Here is a 17,742-nt window from a genome sequence, read left to right as displayed (position 1 = left end):
TTTTCGTGGAGTGATGCACTCCACTCTCGCGGGCGGTTCAGTCGCTCTGGATGATCCCGATCCAGTTGCCCGCGGGGTCCTTGAACCAGGCCGTATCGGGCATCTCGGGGGAGCGCGCGATGCCGTCCTCGTCGGTCCAGTCGAGCCGCTCCAACGCGACCCCGTGGCCGGCAAGCGCGTCCGCGGTCGCCGCGACATCGGCGACCTCGAACATCAGCACCGTGTGGGTCGCCGGGGCATGGTCGTCCTTCTCGTAGATGAGGGTGCGCCCGCCGCCGGGAAGGTGCAGCGTGAGCATCGGTCCCATCGCGTCAAACGTCTCGACCTCGAGGCCGAGCACGTCTCGATAGAACGTGGTCGCGCCTTCCACCGAGTCGGTCGAGAACGTGCTGAACGCCGTGCCGTCGCCGAGCATGAGTGCCTCCTTCGCGTCAGTGTCGTCCCTCGCCAGTGTGCGCCGTCATCGCGGACGGCGCGCGGCGTGCCAGGATTCGCCCGTGATCCTTCGTCTCGGGATGGCGCTTGCCGCCATCACCGTCCTCGCCGTGGCGAGCGGCGTCCTGCCGGCCGATGCCGTGGCGGCCACCGCCGAGCGCACCGCCCCCGTACTGGGTTTCGCGGCGGCGATCACCGTGGTGGCCGACGTCGCCGCGCGAGCGGGGGTGTTCGAGTCGGCGGCCCACGCGGTCACCCGCGCTGCCCGGGGAAGCCGGCGGCGCCTCCTCGCGCTCGTGGTCGTGGTGGCGGTCCTGTGCACAGCGTTCCTATCGCTCGACACGACCGCCGTGCTGCTCACCCCCGTGGTCGTGGTGATGGCGCGGCGCACCGCCTCTCCCGTGCTGCCCTTCGCCCTCGCGACAGTGTGGCTCGCCAACACCGCGTCGCTGACCTTGCCGGTGTCCAACCTGACCAACCTGCTCGCCGCGCATCGGCTCGGCGACCCCAGCCCCGTCACCTGGCTCACGACGATCGCCCCCGCCGGGATCGCGACCATCGCCGTGACGGTCGCGGCCCTCGCCTGGGTCTCGCTTGGCAGCCTGCGCGGGACGTTCGAGCAGCCGCCCCTCGAGCCTCCGCGCGACCCGCTGCTGTGGCGCGCGAGCGTCGCGGTGCTCGCTGTCGCGCTTCCCGCGCTGCTGCTTCCCGTCGAGCCATGGATCCCGTCGGCGCTCGCGGCCGTCGCGCTCAGCGCCCTGGCGTGGGTGCGCCGGCGTCACGGCGCGCCGTACCGCGTCTGGTGGCGCGACGTGCCGTGGGCGGTGCTGCTGTTCGCGGCGGGTCTGTTCGGCACCGCAGCCGCCCTTCACGCGGCGATCGCGGACCACGTGAGCGTGCCCGGCCTGGGCGGGGGAGCCGGAGCCGTCTTCGCCACCGCCGGCGCGGGGCTGCTCGGAGCCAACCTCCTCGACAATCTCCCGGCCTACCTCCTTCTGGAGCCGCTGGGCCACAGCCCGGCCCTCCTGGCGGCGCTGCTCGTCGGGGTCAACGCCGGCCCCCTCGTCACGCCGTGGGCGTCGCTGGCGACGCTGCTGTGGCATCGGCAGCTGGTCGCCGCCGGGGTCGACGTGCCGTGGCGCCGGTACGTTGCCTACGGCGCCGTCCTCGCACCGGTCGCCGTCCTCGCGGGCGCCGCCGTCGTGGCGCTGATGGCCTGACCCGGCGGCCGCGGGGCGCCGCCCGCCTGTCCCGGCCACCGCATCGGCCTCCTGTCGTACACTGGGCGCACCAGCATCGACCCGGCCATCACCGGTGAGCTTGCGGAAGAACGGGCCCCCGGGCCTCAGTAGAACCGCACGGGCAGCCCGTCACAGCGGCGCCTTCGTGGAAGCGGAGGCATGAGCGGCACCCTCGGGTGCAAGCGGGGTGGTACCGCGCCGCGGCCCTCGGGCCCAGGCGTCCTCGCACGAACGAGACACCACCCAGTGAAGGACGCGCACCGCGATGAGCACGTACCCCCAGCATCGGCCCGACGCCGAGGTCCCCGCCTCCCCGAGCTTCCCCTCCGTCGAGGAGGAGGTGCTCGCGTACTGGAAGGCCGACGGCACGTTCCAGGCGTCGATCGACAACCGCGCCGATGCCGAGGAGTTCGTCTTCTACGACGGCCCGCCCTTCGCCAACGGCCTTCCCCACTACGGGCACCTGCTCACGGGCTACGCGAAGGATGTGGTCCCGCGCTTCGAGACCATGCGCGGCAAGAAGGTGGAGCGCCGCTTCGGCTGGGACACCCACGGACTGCCTGCCGAGCTCGAGGCGGAGCGCATCCTCGGCATCACCGACAAGTCGCAGATCGAAGAGATGGGGATCGCCGCCTTCAACAAGGCGTGCCGCGACTCCGTGCTGCGCTACACCGACGAGTGGCAGGACTACGTCACGCGCCAGGCGCGCTGGGTGGACTTCGAGAACGACTACAAGACGCTCGACCCCACGTTCATGGAGTCGGTGATCTGGGCGTTCAAGTCGCTGTATGACAAGGGCCTCGCGTACGAGGGCCACCGTGTGCTGCCGTACTGCTGGCGCGACGAGACCCCGCTGTCCAACCACGAGCTGCGCATGGACGACGACGTCTACGCGTCCCGCCAGGACCCCGCGCTGACCGTGACCTTCCCGCTCGTGGACGCCCCCGGCGACCTCGCCGGCGCGGAGATCCTCATCTGGACCACCACGCCGTGGACCCTGCCCAGCAACCTCGCCGTGGCCGTCGGCCCCGAGATCGAGTACTCCGTGGTGGCCCCCGGCGCCGACTCGACCTTCGCCGGCCGCCGCCTCGTCATCGGCTCCGCGCGCCTCGGCGCGTACTCCCGCGAGCTGGGCGAGGGCGCGACGGTCCTCGCGACCGTCACCGGCGCCCAGCTGGGTGGGCTGTCGTACACGCCCCCCTTCGCCTACTTTGCCGGCTTCGAGAACGCCCACCGCGTGCTCGTGGCGGACTTCGTGTCCGTCGAAGACGGCACCGGGATCGTCCACATGGCCCCCGGCTTCGGTGAGGACGATGCCGCCGTGTGTGCCGAGAACGGCATCGGCACCGTGGTGCCCGTCGACTCCAAGGGCCGCTTCACGGCGGAGATCACCGACTACGTGGGCGAGCAGGTCTTCGACGCCAACCCGGGCATCATCAAGGACCTCAAGGCGCGCGAGCTGGTGCTGCGTCACGAGACCTACGACCACAGCTACCCGCACTGCTGGCGCTGCCGCAACCCCCTGATCTACCGCGCCATCTCGTCGTGGTTCATCAAGGTCACCGACTTCCGCGACCGCATGGTCGAGCTGAACGAGGACATCACCTGGGTGCCCGAGCACATCAAGGAGGGCCAGTTCGGCAAGTGGCTCGAGGGGGCGCGCGACTGGTCCATCAGCCGCAACCGCTACTTCGGCACGCCCATCCCCGTGTGGGTGAGCGACAACCCGGCCTACCCTCGCACCGACGTGTACGGGTCATTCGAGGAGCTGGAGCGCGACTTCGGCCGCCTGCCGCTGAACGAGGAGGGTCAGCCCGACCTTCACCGTCCGTACATCGACGACCTCACGCGCCCCAACCCCGACGACCCCACGGGTCAGAGCACCATGCGTCGCATCTCCGACGTGTTCGACGTGTGGTTCGACAGCGGTTCGATGCCGTTCGCGCAGGTGCACTACCCGTTCGAGAACGCCGACTGGTTCGACACCCACAACCCGGCGGACTTCATCGTCGAGTACATCGGCCAGACCCGCGGCTGGTTCTACGTCATGCACGTCCTGGCGACGGCGCTGTTCGATCGCCCGGCGTTCTCGACCTGCATCTCCCACGGCATCGTGCTCGGTTCCGACGGCCGCAAGATGTCCAAGAGCCTGCGCAACTACCCGGACGTCAACGAGGTGTTCCACCGCGACGGCTCCGACGCGATGCGTTGGTTCCTCATGTCGAGCCCCATCCTGCGCGGCGGCAACCTCATCGTCACCGAGGAGGGCATCCGTGAGGGCGTCCGCGAGGTGATGCTGCCGCTGTGGAGCTCGTACTACTTCTTCACGCTGTACGCGGGCGCCGCCAACGGGGCCACCGGCTACACCGCGAAGCCGATCACCGCAGGCGACGTGCCCGGCCTTGCCGTCATGGACCGCTACATGCTTGCCAAGACCGCTGAGCTCACCGAGGCCATGGGCGCGCAGCTCGAGGGCTACGACGTGCCCGGGGCATCGGCCTCGCTCACGCAGTTCATGGACCTGCTGACCAACTGGTACATCCGCACCCAGCGCGACCGCTTCTGGGACGAGGACGCCGCCGCGTTCGACACCCTCTACACGGTCCTCACCACCGTCACGCGCCTCGCGGCGCCGCTGCTGCCCCTCGAGACCGAGGAGATCTACCGCGGCCTCACGGGCGAGCGCTCCGTGCACCTCACCGACTACCCGGTCATCGACCCCGCGTGGGTGGACCCGTCGCTCGGCGCGGTGATGGACGAGGTGCGCCAGGTGGTCTCCTCCGCCCACGCGCTGCGCAAGGCGGAGAAGATCCGCGTGCGTCAGCCGCTCGCGGCGCTTGAGGTGGCGGTGGCCGATGCCGGTGCCCTCGCCCCGTACGCGGCCCTCATCGCCTCGGAGCTCAACGTCAAGGACGTGCGCCTCGTGTCGGTGAAGGAGTTCACCGACGCTCACCCCGTGGAGCAGCGCCTGTCCGTCAACGCGCGCGCTGCCGGCCCGCGCATCGGCAAGGACGTGCAGGCGGCCATCAAGGGCGCCAAGACGGGCGACTGGTCCGCAGCGGGCGGCCAGGTGGTCTCCGGCGGCATCGCCCTCGTCGAGGGAGAGTACGAGCTGGCGACCGTCATCGGCGGCGACGGCTCCGCCGCCGACGAGGCCGCCGCCGTGCTTCCCACCGGCGGCTTCGTGCTGCTCGAGACCGGGCTGACCCCCGAGCTCGAGGCCGAGGGGTACGCCCGCGACGTCATCCGCGTGGTCCAGGACACCCGCAAGGCCGAGGGGCTGCAGGTCAGCGACCGCATCACCCTTGCGCTCACGGTGCCCGCCGACCGCGTCGAGGCCGTCACGACCTGGACCTCGCTCATCGCCTCCGAGACCCTCGCCGTCGACCCCGCCACGGGCGAGCCCCGCGTGTCGATCGCCGGCGAGGGCGACCTCGCGGCGTCGGTCAGCGTCGCCCACTGATGCCGCTCGTCTCCGTCGCCGAGCTCCGCGAGGAGCTCGGCGACGCGTACGCCGGCGCCCATGGCGGCGCCGTCCGCCTGCTTGACGTGCGCTGGTCGCTCGCCCGGCCGGACGGGCGTCCGGCCTACCTCGAGTCTCACCTTCCGGGGGCCGTGTACGTGGACCTTGACGCCGACCTCGCGGCACACGGGGAGCCGGAGGACGGCCGCCACCCGCTTCCCGACCACGGCGCGTTGCAGGCCGCGGCGCGGCGCTGGGGGCTGAACGACGGCGACACCGTGGTGGTCTACGACGACGGCCCGTCGCTCGCCGCCGCCAGGGCGTGGTGGCTGCTGCGCCACGCCGGCGTCGACGCGCGTATTCTCGACGGCGGCCTCGCCGCGTGGGTCGCGGACGGCGGACCCGTGGAGTCCGGCGGCGTCGAGGTGGAGCCCGGCACGATGGCGCTCGCCTGGGGCCTCATGCCCGTGGTCGACCTCGCCGAGGCCGCCACCTGGCCCGGCCACGGCATCCTCATGGACGCACGCGCCCCCGAGCGCTTTAGGGGCGAGTCCGAGCCGATCGACCCCCGCGCGGGCCACATCCCTGGAGCCGTCAACGTGCCCACCGCTGGCAACGTCGGCGCCGACGGCCGCTTCCTCGCCCGCGAGGAGCTCGCCGCGCGGTTCGCCGATGCCGGCGTGGGTCACGACTCGGAGGTCGCCGTCTACTGCGGCTCCGGCGTCACTGCCGCGCACGAGATCGCCGCGCTCGAGGTGGCGGGAGTGCGCGCTGCCCTGTACCCGGGCTCGTGGTCGCAGTGGTCGAACACCCCTGGCACCGAGGTCGCCACCGGCTGATCGCTTCCCTCGCGCGGCGGCATCGTCCCTGGTTGGATGGGCCCGTGCGCACCCTCGTCATCGCCGACGCCTCCCGCCGCTCCTGGGCGGACCCCGCGTCCCACCGCCCCGTCGCTCTCACCGTGTGGGAGCCGAGCGGTGCCGATGGCCCCCTGCCCCTGACGCTCCTGTCGCACGGCACGGGAGGGGCTGTCGCGCAGCTCGCGTGGCTCGCCGAGGCGCTCGCGGCGGCCGGGCACCTCGTGGTGGGTGTCGACCATCACGGCAACACCTCCGCCGAGGACTACCTCCCCGAGGGTTTCGCGCTGCCATGGGAGCGTCCTCGCGACCTCTCGTGCGCCCTCGACTGGGCGCTCGGCGCGCTCCCGGTCGACCCCGCACGCGTCACGGCCGCGGGCTTCTCGCTGGGCGGCTACAGCTGCGCCGCGCTCGCGGGGGCGCGGCTCGATCCACGCGCCGTGGCTGCGGTGCTCCGCGGAGACGCGCCGCTGCCGCCGCTGCCCGAGATGCCGGACCTGCTGGAGCGCCTTGCCGCGCGCCACGACGGCGACGCCCTCGCTGCCCTCGCCGCCGCATCGGCCGTCGACGTGGCCGATGCCAGGGTGACCCGGGTCGCGCTGCTCGCCCCGAGCATCGGCGCGCTGGTCGACGAGGAGTCCCTGCGCCGCGCCGAGTCTCCGGCGCTCGTGCTGTGGGGAGACGCCGACGCCGAGGCCGAGCCGGGCGAGAACGCCCGGCGCTACGTCGAGGCGATGCCTCACGCAGAGGGCTGGTCCATGGGGCGGGCCGTCGCGCACTACGACTGGATCGCGCAGGAAGAGGCGGGGGAGCGGCTGCGGGCCAACGCCCTTCCCGCGATCGTGGGCTTTCTTACGGGGCGCTGAGCGTCGCCGCGGTAGCCGTGGGGCTCTCCTCGGGCCCGGTGCCTCCGAGGCCCCCGGTCAGCCACAGCAGCCCGATGACGACCCCCATGCCGACCAGCGCCGCGACGCCCGCCATGACGATCGACCATCCCGTCGACAGCTGCCGATTGCCGTACTTGTCTCTCACCTCGGCATCGTCCCACGAGTCGCGTCCGGCGCGCCGCCGTCGGCGTGTCGTGACGACCCCCTGACGAGGCCGTGAAATACCGGTGAAGCCCCTGGTAAATCCGGTAAAGAGTGGGTCAAGAAAATTGGTCGTCGAATCGGTCATTCTCAGCCCTCGTCGTGCCGCACAATATCTCCGTGAACCACCCCTCCATCGCGGGCCTCAGCCCCGCAGACGCCGAGCGTGAGATCGACGCTCTGATCTTCTCCCGCAGCCCCGAGTCGGACCACGCCGCAAAGCTGCGTCGCGTGTCCGCCGCCCTCGCGCGACTGGGTGATCCCCATCGCACGCTGCGCATCGTCCATGTGACCGGCACCAACGGCAAGACCTCGACGAGCCGCATGATCGAGTCGCTGCTGCGCGCCCACGGGCTGACCACCGGGCTGTTCACCTCGCCCCACCTCACCACCTTCCGCGAGCGCATCCAGATCGACGGCCAGCCGCTGGCTCAGGAAGCCCTCGTGCGGCTGTGGGAGCGGGTGTCGCCCGTGATCCAGGCCATCGACAACGACTCGCTCGCCGGCGGCGGCCCGCGCATGTCGTTCTTCGAGATCCTCACCGTCCTGGGCTTCACCGCCTACGCCGACGCGGGCGTCGACGTTGCCGTCATCGAGGTCGGCATCGGCGGCTCGCGCGACGCCACGAACGTGGGCGACGGCGAGGTCGCGGTCCTCACCCCCATGGCGGAGGACCACTCCAACTACTTCGTGGGCGGCATCACCGGCGTGGCCTCCGAGAAGTCGGGGATCATCAAGGAGGGCGCGACGGTGGTCTCCGCCATGCAGCCCGAGGTGGCGGAGGACATCATCCGCGCCGCCGCGGCGACCGCGGGCGCCGTGATGCGCTGGGAGGGCGTGCACCACGAGGTGCTCGGCCGCGCCGCCGACCCCGCCGGCCAGGTGGTGCGCATGCGCACCATGGGTGCGGTGTCCGAAGCGCTCGTGCCTCTCCACGGCGACTTCCAGGCGCAGAACGCGATGATCGCTCTGGGAGCGGTGGAGGCGTTCCTCGAGCGCTTCCACGGCGTCCCCGCCTCCGAGGCTCTCGACGCCGAGGCCGTGGCCCGCGGCTTCGCCGGCGCCACCTCGCCGGGCCGCCTCGAGGTCATCTCCGACCAGCCCACCGTCGTGGTCGACGCGGCGCACAACCCGCACGGGGTCGAGGCCCTCGCCGCTACCCTTCCCGAGGCCTTCGGCTTCTCGACGACCGTCGGCGTCATCGCCGTGCTCGCCGACAAGGACGGGGACGGCATCCTCGCGGGGCTGTCGAGCGTCGTCGACCACGTGGTCGTCACGCAGACGGACTCCCCGCGCGCCACTCCCGTCGACGTGCTGGCCGCCGCCGCGCGCGAGGTGTGGGGCGGCGAACACGTCACCGTCGCCCCCACGGTGGCCGAGGCGCTCGACGTCGCGACCGAGATGGCGCTGGGGGCCGGCCCCGACGCCGGCGTCCTGATCGCGGGCTCCATCACGCTCGTCGCCGCCGCCCGCAAGGTGGTCCAGCGTGAGCACCTCGCCCAGGTGAAGATCGTCCCGCCGCGACTCGCCGACGCTGGGGAGTCCTCGACGGAGACCATCCCCGCCTGACCGCTCCCGGAGGGATGCCCCAGGCATGACGCAGGAAAAGGGGCCGATGCGACGCCAGGCGGTGTCGCATCGGCCCCTGCCCGTATGCCCAGCGCGCGCCGTGCTCGCGTGCGCGGCGTGAAAGACTGTGCGCATGCCTGACGCATCCGACCTGGTGCTCGGCGGCCTCACTCCCGACGAGGCCGAGCGCGAGATCTACCAGCACATCCTGTCCCGCAACCCGGAGCACGACTTCGAGCCCACGCTCGACCGTGTGCGCGAGGCGTGCGAGCTGCTCGGCGACCCCCAGCGGTCCTTCAAGGTGATCCACCTCACGGGGACCAATGGCAAGACCTCGACCGCGCGCATGGCGGAGTCCCTGGTCCGCGAGCACGGGTTGCGCACCGGCCTGTTCACCTCGCCGCACCTCACGAGCGTGCGCGAGCGCATCCAGATCGACGGCGAGCCCATCGGCCAGGACGACTTCATCCGGCTGTGGTCCGAGATCGCGCCCATCATCCACCTTGTCGACGCCCGCTCCGTCGAGACCGGCGGCCCCCGCCTGTCCTTCTTCGAGGTCCTCGTGGTCCTCGCGTACGCGGCCTTCGCCGACGCCCCCGTCGACGTCGCCGTCATCGAGGTCGGCATGGGCGGCGTGTGGGACGCGACCAACGTCGCCGACGGTGACGTGTCCGTCATCGCGCCCATCTCCATGGACCACGCCCAGTGGCTCGGCGACACCCTGCAGGCGATCGCCACCGAGAAGTCAGGCATCATCAAGGACGGCGCCGCGGCGGTCATCTCCGCGCAGCCCGAGTCCGTGATGCCGATCCTCATTGAGGCCGTCGCCGAGCGCGGCGCCCGCGCGCGCTGGGAGGACGACGACCTCGAGGTCGTGGACCGTCAGCCAGGCGTCGGCGGCCAGCTCGTCACGCTGCGCACCACCGCCGCCACCTACGCGGAGATCTTCGTGCCGCTGTACGGCGAGCACCAGGCGCACAACGCGCTTCTCGCGCTCGCCGCCGTCGAGGCGCTGCTCGCCGACGGCGGGGAGCCCCAGGCACTCGCGGCCGATGCCGTGGAGACCGGGTTCGGCGCCGTCACCTCTCCCGGCCGCCTCGAGGCGGTCCGCACCTCCCCGATGGTGCTCGTCGACGCCGCCCACAATCCCGCCGGGGTCGACGCCCTGGTCGAGGCGCTCGAGGAGTCCTTCACGTTCGAGACCCTCGTGGGTGTGGTCGGCGTGCTCGCCGACAAGGACGCCGAGGGCATCCTGGCCGGGCTCGAGCCCATCCTCGACCACGTGGTCGTGACGTCCTCGCAGTCGCCGCGCGCCATCCCCGCGGACGAGCTTGCCGAGATCGCGATCCCGCTGTTCGGCGAGGACCGCGTGACGGTGGCCTCCTCACTTCCCGACGCCCTCGACGAGGCGGTCCAGCGCGCCGAGCGCGACCACGACATGGGCGCCGGCGTCATCGCCGTGGGCTCCATCACCGTGGTCGCGGAGACGCGCATCCTCATGAGGGCCGACGAGCGAAAGGGAACGGGACAGGCACGATGACGCAGCAGACCCCCGAGCCCACCGAGGCATCGGCCCCCCGCAAGCCGCTACGCTCCGCGCAGCTGACCTTCCGTCAGACGGTCCTGCTGTGCGAGGCGTTCGTCATGTTCTTCGCCACCCTGCTGGGCTTCGGCCTGGTCCAGGGCGGCTCGCTCGACGCGCCCCTGGGCCTCATCATCGGCGGCGGGCTCGCGCTCACCGTCCTCATGGGCTGGTCCGCCGGCGCCCAGGCAAAGTCTTGGGGAGTGTGGCTCGGCTGGGCAATGCAGGTGCCGCTGCTCGCGGCAGGTGTCGTGGACACGGCCATCACCATCATGGGCGCCGTGTTCCTGGTGCTGTGGATCGCGGCCCTGCGCATCGGCGGCCGCATCGACAGCGAGCGCGCGGAGCGCGACGTCGCCTTCGAGGAGCGCCTCGCCGCGCAGCAGCGCGAGGCGTCCCAGCAGGAGGCGTCCCAGCGCGAGGCGGGGGAGAGCCCCGCATGAGCCGGATGGCGTGGCGCCTGTTCGCCGATGGCGTCGTGGGCGTCACCGGCCTCGTCATGCTGTTCTGGGCGCTCGAGACGGTGTTCCTGGTCAGCGCGGAGGCTGCGCGCGACTCCGCGGAGCCGTCTCTCGCGCTCACCACGTACCTGATGCTGTTCTTTGGCCTCATCCTGGGCGCCGCGGCCATGTATGACGCGCTGCGCCAGTGGTCGATTCATCTGCGCCACCACCCGCGCGAGTCGCAGGCCCCCGCGTGGCTGCTGACGATCGTGATCGTGCTGGGCGCGGCCGCGCTGCTGGTGGGCCTCGTGATCCACACCGCGTACGTCGCCGACCTCGCGACGGTGCCGACGCGCCCCAGCCAGGGCTACGTGCTGTACCAGGTGACGGCGGCGCTGTTCATGCTCGTGCCGCTCGTGCCCCTGTCGGTGCGCTGGGCGCCGGGCTACCGCCGCGCGACGCTGCGCTGACGGCGGGCCCGCGCGCCGCGGGCGTCCCCGTCAGGAGACGGTGACGACGGACTCGACGTCGTAGCCGGCCAGGCGCTCGCGGCCGGGCAGACCCTCGATCTCCATGAGGAACGCGAAGCGCACGCTCGCGGCTCCCGCGCGCTCGAGCATGTCGGCGACGGCGCGCGCCGTGCCTCCCGTGGCGAGCACGTCGTCGATGACCAGCACGCGCTTGCCCTCGAGGCCGTTGGGGTTCACCACGAGCTCCGAGGCGCCGTACTCGATGGTCGCGTCGGCCTCGAGCAGCTCGCCGGGCATCTTGCCCTTCTTACGCACCATCGACATGCCGATGCCCATCGCCTGCGCCACGACAGGCGCGAAGATGAAGCCGCGCGCGTCCACGCCCACGACCACGTCGATCTCGGCATCGGGCGTCAGCGCCTCGCAGGCCTCCTTGAACCGCGCCGGGTCGGCGAGGATGGGGGAGATGTCGTAGAAGAGGATGCCCTCGACGGGAAAGTCGGGGTACGTGTCGAAGTCGGCGAGCGTGATCACGTGCCCCATGGTCCCACGGACGCGCGCGTGCGCGCCCACCCGGCCACGGCATCGGCCGTTGTCGTGATGGCTACCCGCGGCCTGTATCCTCGCGGCCATGACCGTCCCCACCGAACGCACCCTCATCCTCGTCAAGCCCGATGGCGTGAGCCGCGGCCTGTCCGGCGAGATCCTGCGCCGCATCGAGGCGAAGGGCTACACCCTCGCCGCCGTGGAGCTCAAGGCCGCGACGCCCGAACTGCTCGAGCGTCACTACGAGGAGCACGTGGGCAAGCCCTTTTACCAGCCGCTCGTGGACTTCATGCTGTCCGGCCCGGTCCTCGCGATCGTCGCCGAGGGTGACCGCGTCATCGAGGGCTTCCGCTCGCTCGCCGGCGCCACCGACCCCACCACCGCCGCCCCCGGCACCATCCGCGGCGACCTGGGCCGTCAGTGGCCCACCGCGGTGCTCCAGAACCTCGTGCACGGCTCCGACTCCACCGAGTCCGCTGCCCGCGAGATCGCCATCTGGTTCCCGGCGGCGTAAATGAACCGCTTCGAGGACTCCCTGGAGCGCAGCCTCTTCGCGAGCCGCTGGCTGCTCGCGCCCATGTACGTGGGCCTGCTCGCGGGCCTCATCATCGTCACGATCAAGTTCTTCGGCGAGCTGTGGGCGATGGTGTCGGGCTTCTCGCTCGAGACCCCCGCGGACGAGATCACCGTCGAGATCCTCACGCTGATCGACATCGCGCTCCTGGGCAACCTCATCCTCATCGTGATCTTCGCGGGCTACGAGAACTTCGTGTCCAAGATCAAGGTGGCCGAGAACTCCGAGGACCGTCCCTCCTGGATGGGCCACGTCGACTTCTCCGGCCTCAAGATGAAGCTCATCGGCTCGCTCGTCGCGATCTCGGTGATCCTGCTGCTCAAGGACTTCGTGGCGGCCGGCGACGGTAAGGATCTGGATTATGAGGCCGTCGCGTGGCGCATCGGCCTGCACTTCACGTTCGTCATCTCGGGCCTGCTATTCGCGATCATGGATTACTGGGGCGCCAAGCGCCAGGCGCTCCTGACGGAGACCAAGCTTCATGCCCAGCAGGCGGGGATGACGGTGGTCGAGGACGACGCGTCCCTCACGGAGCGCGACGCCCGCTAGGACCTAGGGCGGGGAGGAGGGCGGCGCGCGGTTCGTAGGGTGGGGTGGCCCCCACCCCGACCGAAGGACGAACCATGCGCCCCCTCGCCACCGCGACCGTGACCGCCGCCGCGCTGCTTGCCCTCGCCGGCTGCTCCGCCGACGAGGACGCCATGGCGCTCACCGAGGCAGTGGACCTGGCGCTGGCCGATGCCGGCGTCGCCGAGGCCGACGCCACGGTGGTGGACAAGCACAGCTACGAGGACGACGGCAGCGCCGTGCACGGCGTCACGTTCCTCACGGCCGATGCCCGCTACCGCTACGAGATCGACGCCGCCACGGGCGACATCCTTGGCGCTCACGTCGACGCGCGAGACGACGATGCCGGCGCGACGTCCGGGGCCGACGCCCAGCCGACTGACGCCGCCAGGGTGCAGCCCGAGCTCACGCCCACCGAGGCTCTCGAGGCGGCGCTTGCCGAGGCCGGCGTGACCCGCGACGAGGCGCGCGACTGGGACACGGATCTCGAGTACGACTCCACGGCACCGTTCTACGAGGTCTCGTTCGAGGCGGGAACCCTCGAGCACGAGGTGTGGGTGGACGCCGTGAGCGGCGAGATCCTTCAGTCCTGGAGCGAGCGCGACTGAGGCGCCCGTTCGTGGCCGCCTGGCGTGGTCACGCCTGAACGGGGCGGCGCCCCACTAGGCTGGCGCCCGTGCATCTGAAGACGCTGACGCTGCGGGGCTTTAAGTCCTTCGCGTCCGCGACGACCCTGGAGTTCGAGCCCGGCGTCACCTGCGTGGTGGGCCCCAACGGCTCGGGAAAGTCCAACGTGGTCGACGCCCTCGCCTGGGTCATGGGCGAGCAGGGAGCCAAGACCCTGCGCGGCGGCAAGATGGACGACGTCATCTTCGCGGGCACCGCCGGCCGCGCGCCCCTGGGCCGCGCCGAGGTGTCGCTCACCATCGACAACTCCGACGGCGCGCTGCCGATCGACTACACCGAGGTGACGATCTCCCGCACGCTGTTCAGGACGGGCGGGTCCGAGTATCGGATCAACGGCTCGTCGTGCCGCCTGCTCGACATCCAGGACCTCCTGTCCGATTCTGGCCTTGGCCGCGAGATGCACGTCATCGTGGGCCAGGGTCAGCTCGACGCCGTGCTGCGAGCCACTCCGGAGGAGCGCCGCCACTTCATCGAGGAGGCGGCCGGCATCCTCAAGCACCGCAAGCGCAAGGACAAGGCGCTGCGCAAGCTCGACGCGATGCAGGGAAACCTGACGCGCGTGCAGGACCTCACGGCGGAGATCCGACGGCAGCTGGGCCCGCTGGGCAAGCAGGCAGAGGTGGCTCGCCGCGCCCAGTTCATCCAAGTGGACGTGCGCGACGCCCGGTCCCGCCTGCTCGCCGACGACCTCGCGCAGATGCAGGCGAGGCTCACCCAGGAGAAGGCCGACGAATCCGCGCTCATCGAGCGCCGCGAGGAGATCGAGAAGGCGCTCGCCGAGGCGCGCGCTCGCCTTGCCGACCTCGAGCGCGCCGCTGCCGAGGCCACCCCCGCGCTCACCCGCGCCAACGACACGTACTACCGGCTGTCCGCGCTGCGCGAGCGGCTGCGCAACCTGGAGTCCCTCGCGCAGGAACGCCTGCGCATGCTCGGTACCCACATGGATGCCGCGCCACCTACGGATCTCGTGGACCTCGACGAGCAGCTCGACCGCGCCAGGGAGGCGAAGGCCGAGCTCGACTCCGAGGCCGCCGCCGCCGCCGTCACCCTCGAGCAGTCCGAGGTGGCACGGCGCGAGGCGGAGGAGGTCGCCGAGCGCTCCGAGCGACACCTGGCCAACCTGCTGCGCTCGGTCGCCGACCGCCGCGAGGGCGTCGCCCGCCTCGCGGGAGACGTCGCCGCGCGCCGCTCGCGCGTCGAGGCAGCCGAGGCCGAGATCGGCCGCCTGCGCGAGTCGAAGGAGGCCGCGCTCAAGCGTGCTCACCAGGCCACCACGGAGTTCCAGCATCTCGAGACCACCGTCGCGTCCGTCGAGGACGGCGAGGAGGACCTCGACACCGCCCACGAGGCGGCGGCCGAGGAGTGGGAGGCGGCCAGGGCAGCGCTCGACGCCCTCAAGGAGACGATGCACACCGCCACGCGCGAGCGTGACACTCACGCCGCACGCGCCGAGGCCCTGGAGCTGTCTCTGGCCCGCAAGGACGGGGCGGGGGAGCTGCTCGCCTCCGGCTCGACAGCGGTGCGAGGCACCGTGGCGGCGCTCATCGAGGTGGCGGCCGATGCCGAGGACGCCATCGCGGCGGCGCTCGGCCCGCTTGCCGACGCGCTCGCCGTCGACTCGGTCGAGCAGGCCGTCGACGCGATCAGGTGGCTGCGCGACGAGGATGCTGGCCGCGCCCGTTTCCTGGTGGCCGATGCCGGGGCCGCCGCGGCGAACCCGTCCGTGGGCCTTCCCGAGGGCGCCGCGTGGGCGAGCGACCTCGTCTCGGGTGCCGGCGGCATCGTCGAAACCGTCCGATCTCTCGTGTCGGGCATCGCGGTGGTCGACGACCTCGCCGCTGCCCGCGCCCTGGTGGCGACGCTGCCCGAGGTCACGGCGGTCACCCGCCGAGGCGACGTGCTGGGCGCGCGGTCAGCCTTCGGAGGCGCCGGCGACGCGCCGTCGGTGCTGCACATGCAGGCGGCGCTCGACGAGGCGCGCGGCAAGCGCGATGCTGCCGCCGGCGACGTCGAGCGCACCACCTTTGCCCTGCGCGAGGCCGAGGAACGCGCGTCGGAGGCGCGTGCGAGGCGCGAGGCCACGCTCGAACGACTGAACGAGTCCGATGCGCGCATGGCAGCCGTGGCCGAGCAGCTGGGTCACCTGGGCGCGACCGCCCGCGCCGCCAAGGACGACGCCGAGAGGCTGGACGGCCAAATCGCCGCCGCTCAGGAGCGCATGGCGGAGCAGGCGGGCGAGCTCGAGTCGCTGACGGAGCGCCTCGCGGCGGCCCAGGCCGAGCCCGAGCAGACCGAGTCGGACACCGCCGACGCCCAGACCCGCCGCGACGAGGACGCCCAGGCCGCCGTCGCCGCCCGGGCCAAGGAGACCGAGGCCCGCCTGCAACTGCGCACCTCGGAGGAGCGCGCCCGGGCGCTGCAGGCGCGAGCCGAGTCGCTGGAGCGCGCCGTCACCGCCGAACGCGACGCTCGCGCCCGCGCCGAGGAGGCGGCCAAGCGCCGCGCCAAGCAGGCGCTCGCCGCGCGCGAGGTCATCGCCGGCTGTGCCGACGCGCTCGCCGCAATCGACCGTGCCGTCGCGCAGGCGGACGACAACCGCGCCGCCGCCGAGGCCGCGCGAGCCGAGCGCTCAGGCGAACTTGGCGACGTGCGCCGCCTCGTAGAGGCGCACGCCGAGGAGCACCGCAAGCTCACCGACGACGCTCACCGCGACGAGGTCGCCAGGGCGCAGCTGAACGTCCGCCTCGAGCAGCTCGAGCAGCGCGCCGTGGACGACCTCGGCATGGACCCCGCCCAGCTCGTCGAGGAGTTCGGGCCACACCTGCCGGTGCCCGTGCGCGACGACGCCGCCGACGCATCGGCCGACGACGATGCCGCCGAGCCGCGCACCGAGCCGTACGTGCGCGAACGGCAGGAGAAGCGCCTGCGCGCCGCCGAGCGCGCCATGAACCAACTAGGCCGCGTCAACCCCCTCGCCCTCGAGGAGTTCGCGGCGCTCGAGGAACGCCACAAGTTCCTGCAGGACCAGCTGACGGACATCAAGAAGTCCCGCGAGGACCTGCTCGAGATCGTGCGCGAGATCGACGAGCGCGTGGAGCAGATCTTCGCCCAGGCCTTCGCCGACACCAAGGCGCAGTTCGACCGCGTGTTCCCGCGCCTGTTCCCCGGCGGCGAGGGCCGCCTGGTGCTGACCGACCCCGGCAACATGCTCACCACCGGCATCGAGGTCGAGGCGCGCCCGGCGGGCAAGAAGGTCAAGCGGCTGTCGCTGCTGTCGGGTGGCGAGCGGTCGCTCACCGCGGTGGCGCTCCTCGTGTCGATCTTCAAGGCGCGTCCCAGCCCGTTCTACGTGATGGACGAGGTCGAGGCCGCGCTCGACGACGTGAACCTGGGGCGCCTCCTGGAGATCTTCCGCGAGCTGCAGGAGGACTCGCAGCTCATCGTCATCACGCACCAGAAGCGCACCATGGAGATCGCCGACGCCCTCTACGGCGTCACCATGCGCGGCGACGGCGTCACGACGGTGATCTCGCAGCGCCTGCGCGACGGCGACGCTGCGTAGGTAGGACCTCGTTCTCAGCGACCTGAGAGGTCGCGTTCGTTAGAATTGTTGCGGCAGCGCCGCCCTCGTCAGCGTGGATCCGCGGGATCCGCGGCCTCGACGATGCCCTGTCCCTCGTCCGTCGGGGGAGACGTGTGCCCGCGAGGGCGTCCGTATCAGGGGAATCGCCGTCGAGGTCCTTGCGTTCGTCCTGAACGCGGGTTCACGCTGGATGTCCGCTTTGTCCCTATCCCCGAGGAGTCCTCCCCATGCCGTCCTCACTCGTCTCCGGTCTCACCGTCGCCGTGTTCCTATCGGTGGTCGTCTTCGTGGTGGCCGCCTTCGCCGAGGGTCGCGCACAGCACCTGCTGCGCATCGTCCTGCGCGTCGACGAGCGCAAGGGGATGGAGCACATGTACGACGAGGTGGAGCGCGAGGACTCCGCGTGGGACCTGCTCAACTCCATCGACTCGGTTCCCGAGGAGGAGTCCGGCAAGGACCGCGCCGCCGCCTGGGCGCGCGAGGCAGCCCACGAGGCCAAGGAGGCGGCGCTGCACGCCCGCGACCGCGTGAGCGCCATGCGCGCGGGGGACAGCGAGCCTGCCGCGACCACCGGCGAGATCGTCCTGCGCCGCCAGTAACGCGCGGGGGAACGCGGCAGCACCTGACACACTGGTGC

Annotated in this window: 16 protein-coding genes; 13 read left to right on the top strand and 3 right to left on the bottom strand. The window is 71.8% G+C overall.

The window, feature by feature from the left end:
• Nucleotides 1-37: 37 nt before the first annotated feature.
• Complete coding sequence (locus tag B7K26_RS01145) at nucleotides 38-415, bottom strand: VOC family protein (protein WP_084076854.1); 378 nt, start codon at nucleotides 413-415, stop codon at nucleotides 38-40.
• An 82-nt stretch (nucleotides 416-497) separates the two neighbouring features.
• Here B7K26_RS01145 and B7K26_RS01140 point away from each other — a divergent pair, with 82 nt between their 5' ends.
• From B7K26_RS01140 to B7K26_RS01125, 4 genes are all read left to right on the top strand, one after another.
• Nucleotides 498-1,655: an SLC13 family permease gene (locus B7K26_RS01140; protein WP_255376039.1), complete on the top strand. Its 1,158-nt coding sequence runs from the start codon at nucleotides 498-500 to the stop codon at nucleotides 1,653-1,655.
• Between the two features lie 286 nt (nucleotides 1,656-1,941).
• Nucleotides 1,942-5,139 carry an isoleucine--tRNA ligase gene (gene ileS, locus B7K26_RS01135; protein ID WP_084076853.1) on the top strand — a complete coding sequence of 1,066 codons (3,198 nt, stop codon included), beginning with the start codon at nucleotides 1,942-1,944 and terminating at the stop codon, nucleotides 5,137-5,139.
• Nucleotides 5,136-5,978 carry a sulfurtransferase gene (locus B7K26_RS01130; protein WP_375537569.1) on the top strand — a complete coding sequence of 281 codons (843 nt, stop codon included), beginning with the start codon at nucleotides 5,136-5,138 and terminating at the stop codon, nucleotides 5,976-5,978. The genes ileS and B7K26_RS01130 overlap by 4 nt, the downstream gene beginning before the upstream one ends.
• 44 nt (nucleotides 5,979-6,022) lie before the next feature.
• Nucleotides 6,023-6,862 carry a hypothetical protein gene (locus B7K26_RS01125; RefSeq protein WP_084076851.1) on the top strand — a complete coding sequence of 280 codons (840 nt, stop codon included), beginning with the start codon at nucleotides 6,023-6,025 and terminating at the stop codon, nucleotides 6,860-6,862.
• On the opposite strand, the gene B7K26_RS01120 is transcribed toward B7K26_RS01125, so the two are convergent.
• Nucleotides 6,849-7,028: a hypothetical protein gene (locus tag B7K26_RS01120; RefSeq protein ID WP_084076850.1), complete on the bottom strand. Its 180-nt coding sequence runs from the start codon at nucleotides 7,026-7,028 to the stop codon at nucleotides 6,849-6,851. The two genes, B7K26_RS01125 and B7K26_RS01120, sit on opposite strands and share 14 nt — an antisense overlap.
• Nucleotides 7,029-7,204: 176 nt before the next feature.
• Between B7K26_RS01120 and B7K26_RS01115 the strand changes: the two genes are divergently transcribed.
• The 4 genes from B7K26_RS01115 to B7K26_RS01100 all read left to right on the top strand — a co-directional run bounded on the left by B7K26_RS01115 (nucleotide 7,205) and on the right by B7K26_RS01100 (nucleotide 11,148).
• Nucleotides 7,205-8,653, top strand: coding sequence for a folylpolyglutamate synthase/dihydrofolate synthase family protein (locus tag B7K26_RS01115; protein WP_159449562.1), 1,449 nt, complete (start codon nucleotides 7,205-7,207; stop codon nucleotides 8,651-8,653).
• 133 nt (nucleotides 8,654-8,786) lie between these two features.
• Nucleotides 8,787-10,193, top strand: a complete 1,407-nt coding sequence (locus B7K26_RS01110; RefSeq protein WP_084077512.1) for a folylpolyglutamate synthase/dihydrofolate synthase family protein — start codon at nucleotides 8,787-8,789, stop codon at nucleotides 10,191-10,193.
• The gene (locus tag B7K26_RS01105; protein WP_084076848.1) at nucleotides 10,190-10,678 is read left to right on the top strand and encodes a DUF4233 domain-containing protein; all 489 of its coding nucleotides are present in this window, start codon (nucleotides 10,190-10,192) and stop codon (nucleotides 10,676-10,678) included. The genes B7K26_RS01110 and B7K26_RS01105 overlap by 4 nt, the downstream gene beginning before the upstream one ends.
• Nucleotides 10,675-11,148, top strand: a complete 474-nt coding sequence (locus B7K26_RS01100; RefSeq protein WP_143340393.1) for a hypothetical protein — start codon at nucleotides 10,675-10,677, stop codon at nucleotides 11,146-11,148. Before B7K26_RS01105 ends, B7K26_RS01100 begins: the two co-directional genes overlap by 4 nt.
• Nucleotides 11,149-11,178: 30 nt before the next feature.
• Here the strand turns inward: B7K26_RS01100 and B7K26_RS01095 are convergent, their stop codons facing one another.
• Nucleotides 11,179-11,682: an adenine phosphoribosyltransferase gene (locus tag B7K26_RS01095; protein ID WP_159449561.1), complete on the bottom strand. Its 504-nt coding sequence runs from the start codon at nucleotides 11,680-11,682 to the stop codon at nucleotides 11,179-11,181.
• 97 nt (nucleotides 11,683-11,779) lie between these two features.
• Between B7K26_RS01095 and ndk the strand changes: the two genes are divergently transcribed.
• From ndk to B7K26_RS01070, 5 genes are all read left to right on the top strand, one after another.
• A complete protein-coding gene (gene ndk / locus B7K26_RS01090; protein WP_084076845.1) occupies nucleotides 11,780-12,208 on the top strand; it encodes a nucleoside-diphosphate kinase in 429 nt (142 codons plus the stop codon).
• A complete protein-coding gene (locus B7K26_RS01085; protein WP_084076844.1) occupies nucleotides 12,209-12,817 on the top strand; it encodes a TIGR00645 family protein in 609 nt (202 codons plus the stop codon).
• A gap of 74 nt (nucleotides 12,818-12,891) precedes the next feature.
• Nucleotides 12,892-13,443 (top strand): PepSY domain-containing protein, encoded by a 552-nt coding sequence (locus tag B7K26_RS01080; RefSeq protein WP_084076843.1) that lies wholly within the window; start codon nucleotides 12,892-12,894, stop codon nucleotides 13,441-13,443.
• Nucleotides 13,444-13,511: 68 nt separating this feature from the next.
• Nucleotides 13,512-17,084: a chromosome segregation protein SMC gene (gene smc, locus B7K26_RS01075; protein WP_084076842.1), complete on the top strand. Its 3,573-nt coding sequence runs from the start codon at nucleotides 13,512-13,514 to the stop codon at nucleotides 17,082-17,084.
• Nucleotides 17,085-17,332: 248 nt separating this feature from the next.
• Entirely contained in the window at nucleotides 17,333-17,704 is a 372-nt protein-coding gene (locus B7K26_RS01070) for a hypothetical protein (RefSeq protein WP_084076841.1), read from the top strand.
• Nucleotides 17,705-17,742: the final 38 nt, after the last annotated feature.

This window comes from Demequina sp. NBRC 110057, assembly GCF_002090175.1.
Taxonomy (GTDB): Bacteria; Actinomycetota; Actinomycetes; order Actinomycetales; family Demequinaceae; genus Demequina.
Note: the sequence above shows the minus strand (reverse complement) of the source record. Positions and strands in the feature narration are given on the sequence as shown.

What these genes read in the sequence shown, in the direction of transcription:
- B7K26_RS01145 (WP_084076854.1), bottom strand. Translation starts at nt 415, where the DNA reads ATGCTCGGCGACGGCACGGCGTTCAGCACGTTCTCGACCGACTCGGTG.
- ileS (WP_084076853.1), top strand. Translation starts at nt 1,942, where the DNA reads ATGAGCACGTACCCCCAGCATCGGCCCGACGCCGAGGTCCCCGCCTCC.
- B7K26_RS01110 (WP_084077512.1), top strand. Translation starts at nt 8,787, where the DNA reads ATGCCTGACGCATCCGACCTGGTGCTCGGCGGCCTCACTCCCGACGAG.
- B7K26_RS01105 (WP_084076848.1), top strand. Translation starts at nt 10,190, where the DNA reads ATGACGCAGCAGACCCCCGAGCCCACCGAGGCATCGGCCCCCCGCAAG.
- B7K26_RS01100 (WP_143340393.1), top strand. Translation starts at nt 10,675, where the DNA reads ATGAGCCGGATGGCGTGGCGCCTGTTCGCCGATGGCGTCGTGGGCGTC.
- ndk (WP_084076845.1), top strand. Translation starts at nt 11,780, where the DNA reads ATGACCGTCCCCACCGAACGCACCCTCATCCTCGTCAAGCCCGATGGC.
- B7K26_RS01085 (WP_084076844.1), top strand. Translation starts at nt 12,209, where the DNA reads ATGAACCGCTTCGAGGACTCCCTGGAGCGCAGCCTCTTCGCGAGCCGC.
- B7K26_RS01080 (WP_084076843.1), top strand. Translation starts at nt 12,892, where the DNA reads ATGCGCCCCCTCGCCACCGCGACCGTGACCGCCGCCGCGCTGCTTGCC.
- B7K26_RS01070 (WP_084076841.1), top strand. Translation starts at nt 17,333, where the DNA reads ATGCCGTCCTCACTCGTCTCCGGTCTCACCGTCGCCGTGTTCCTATCG.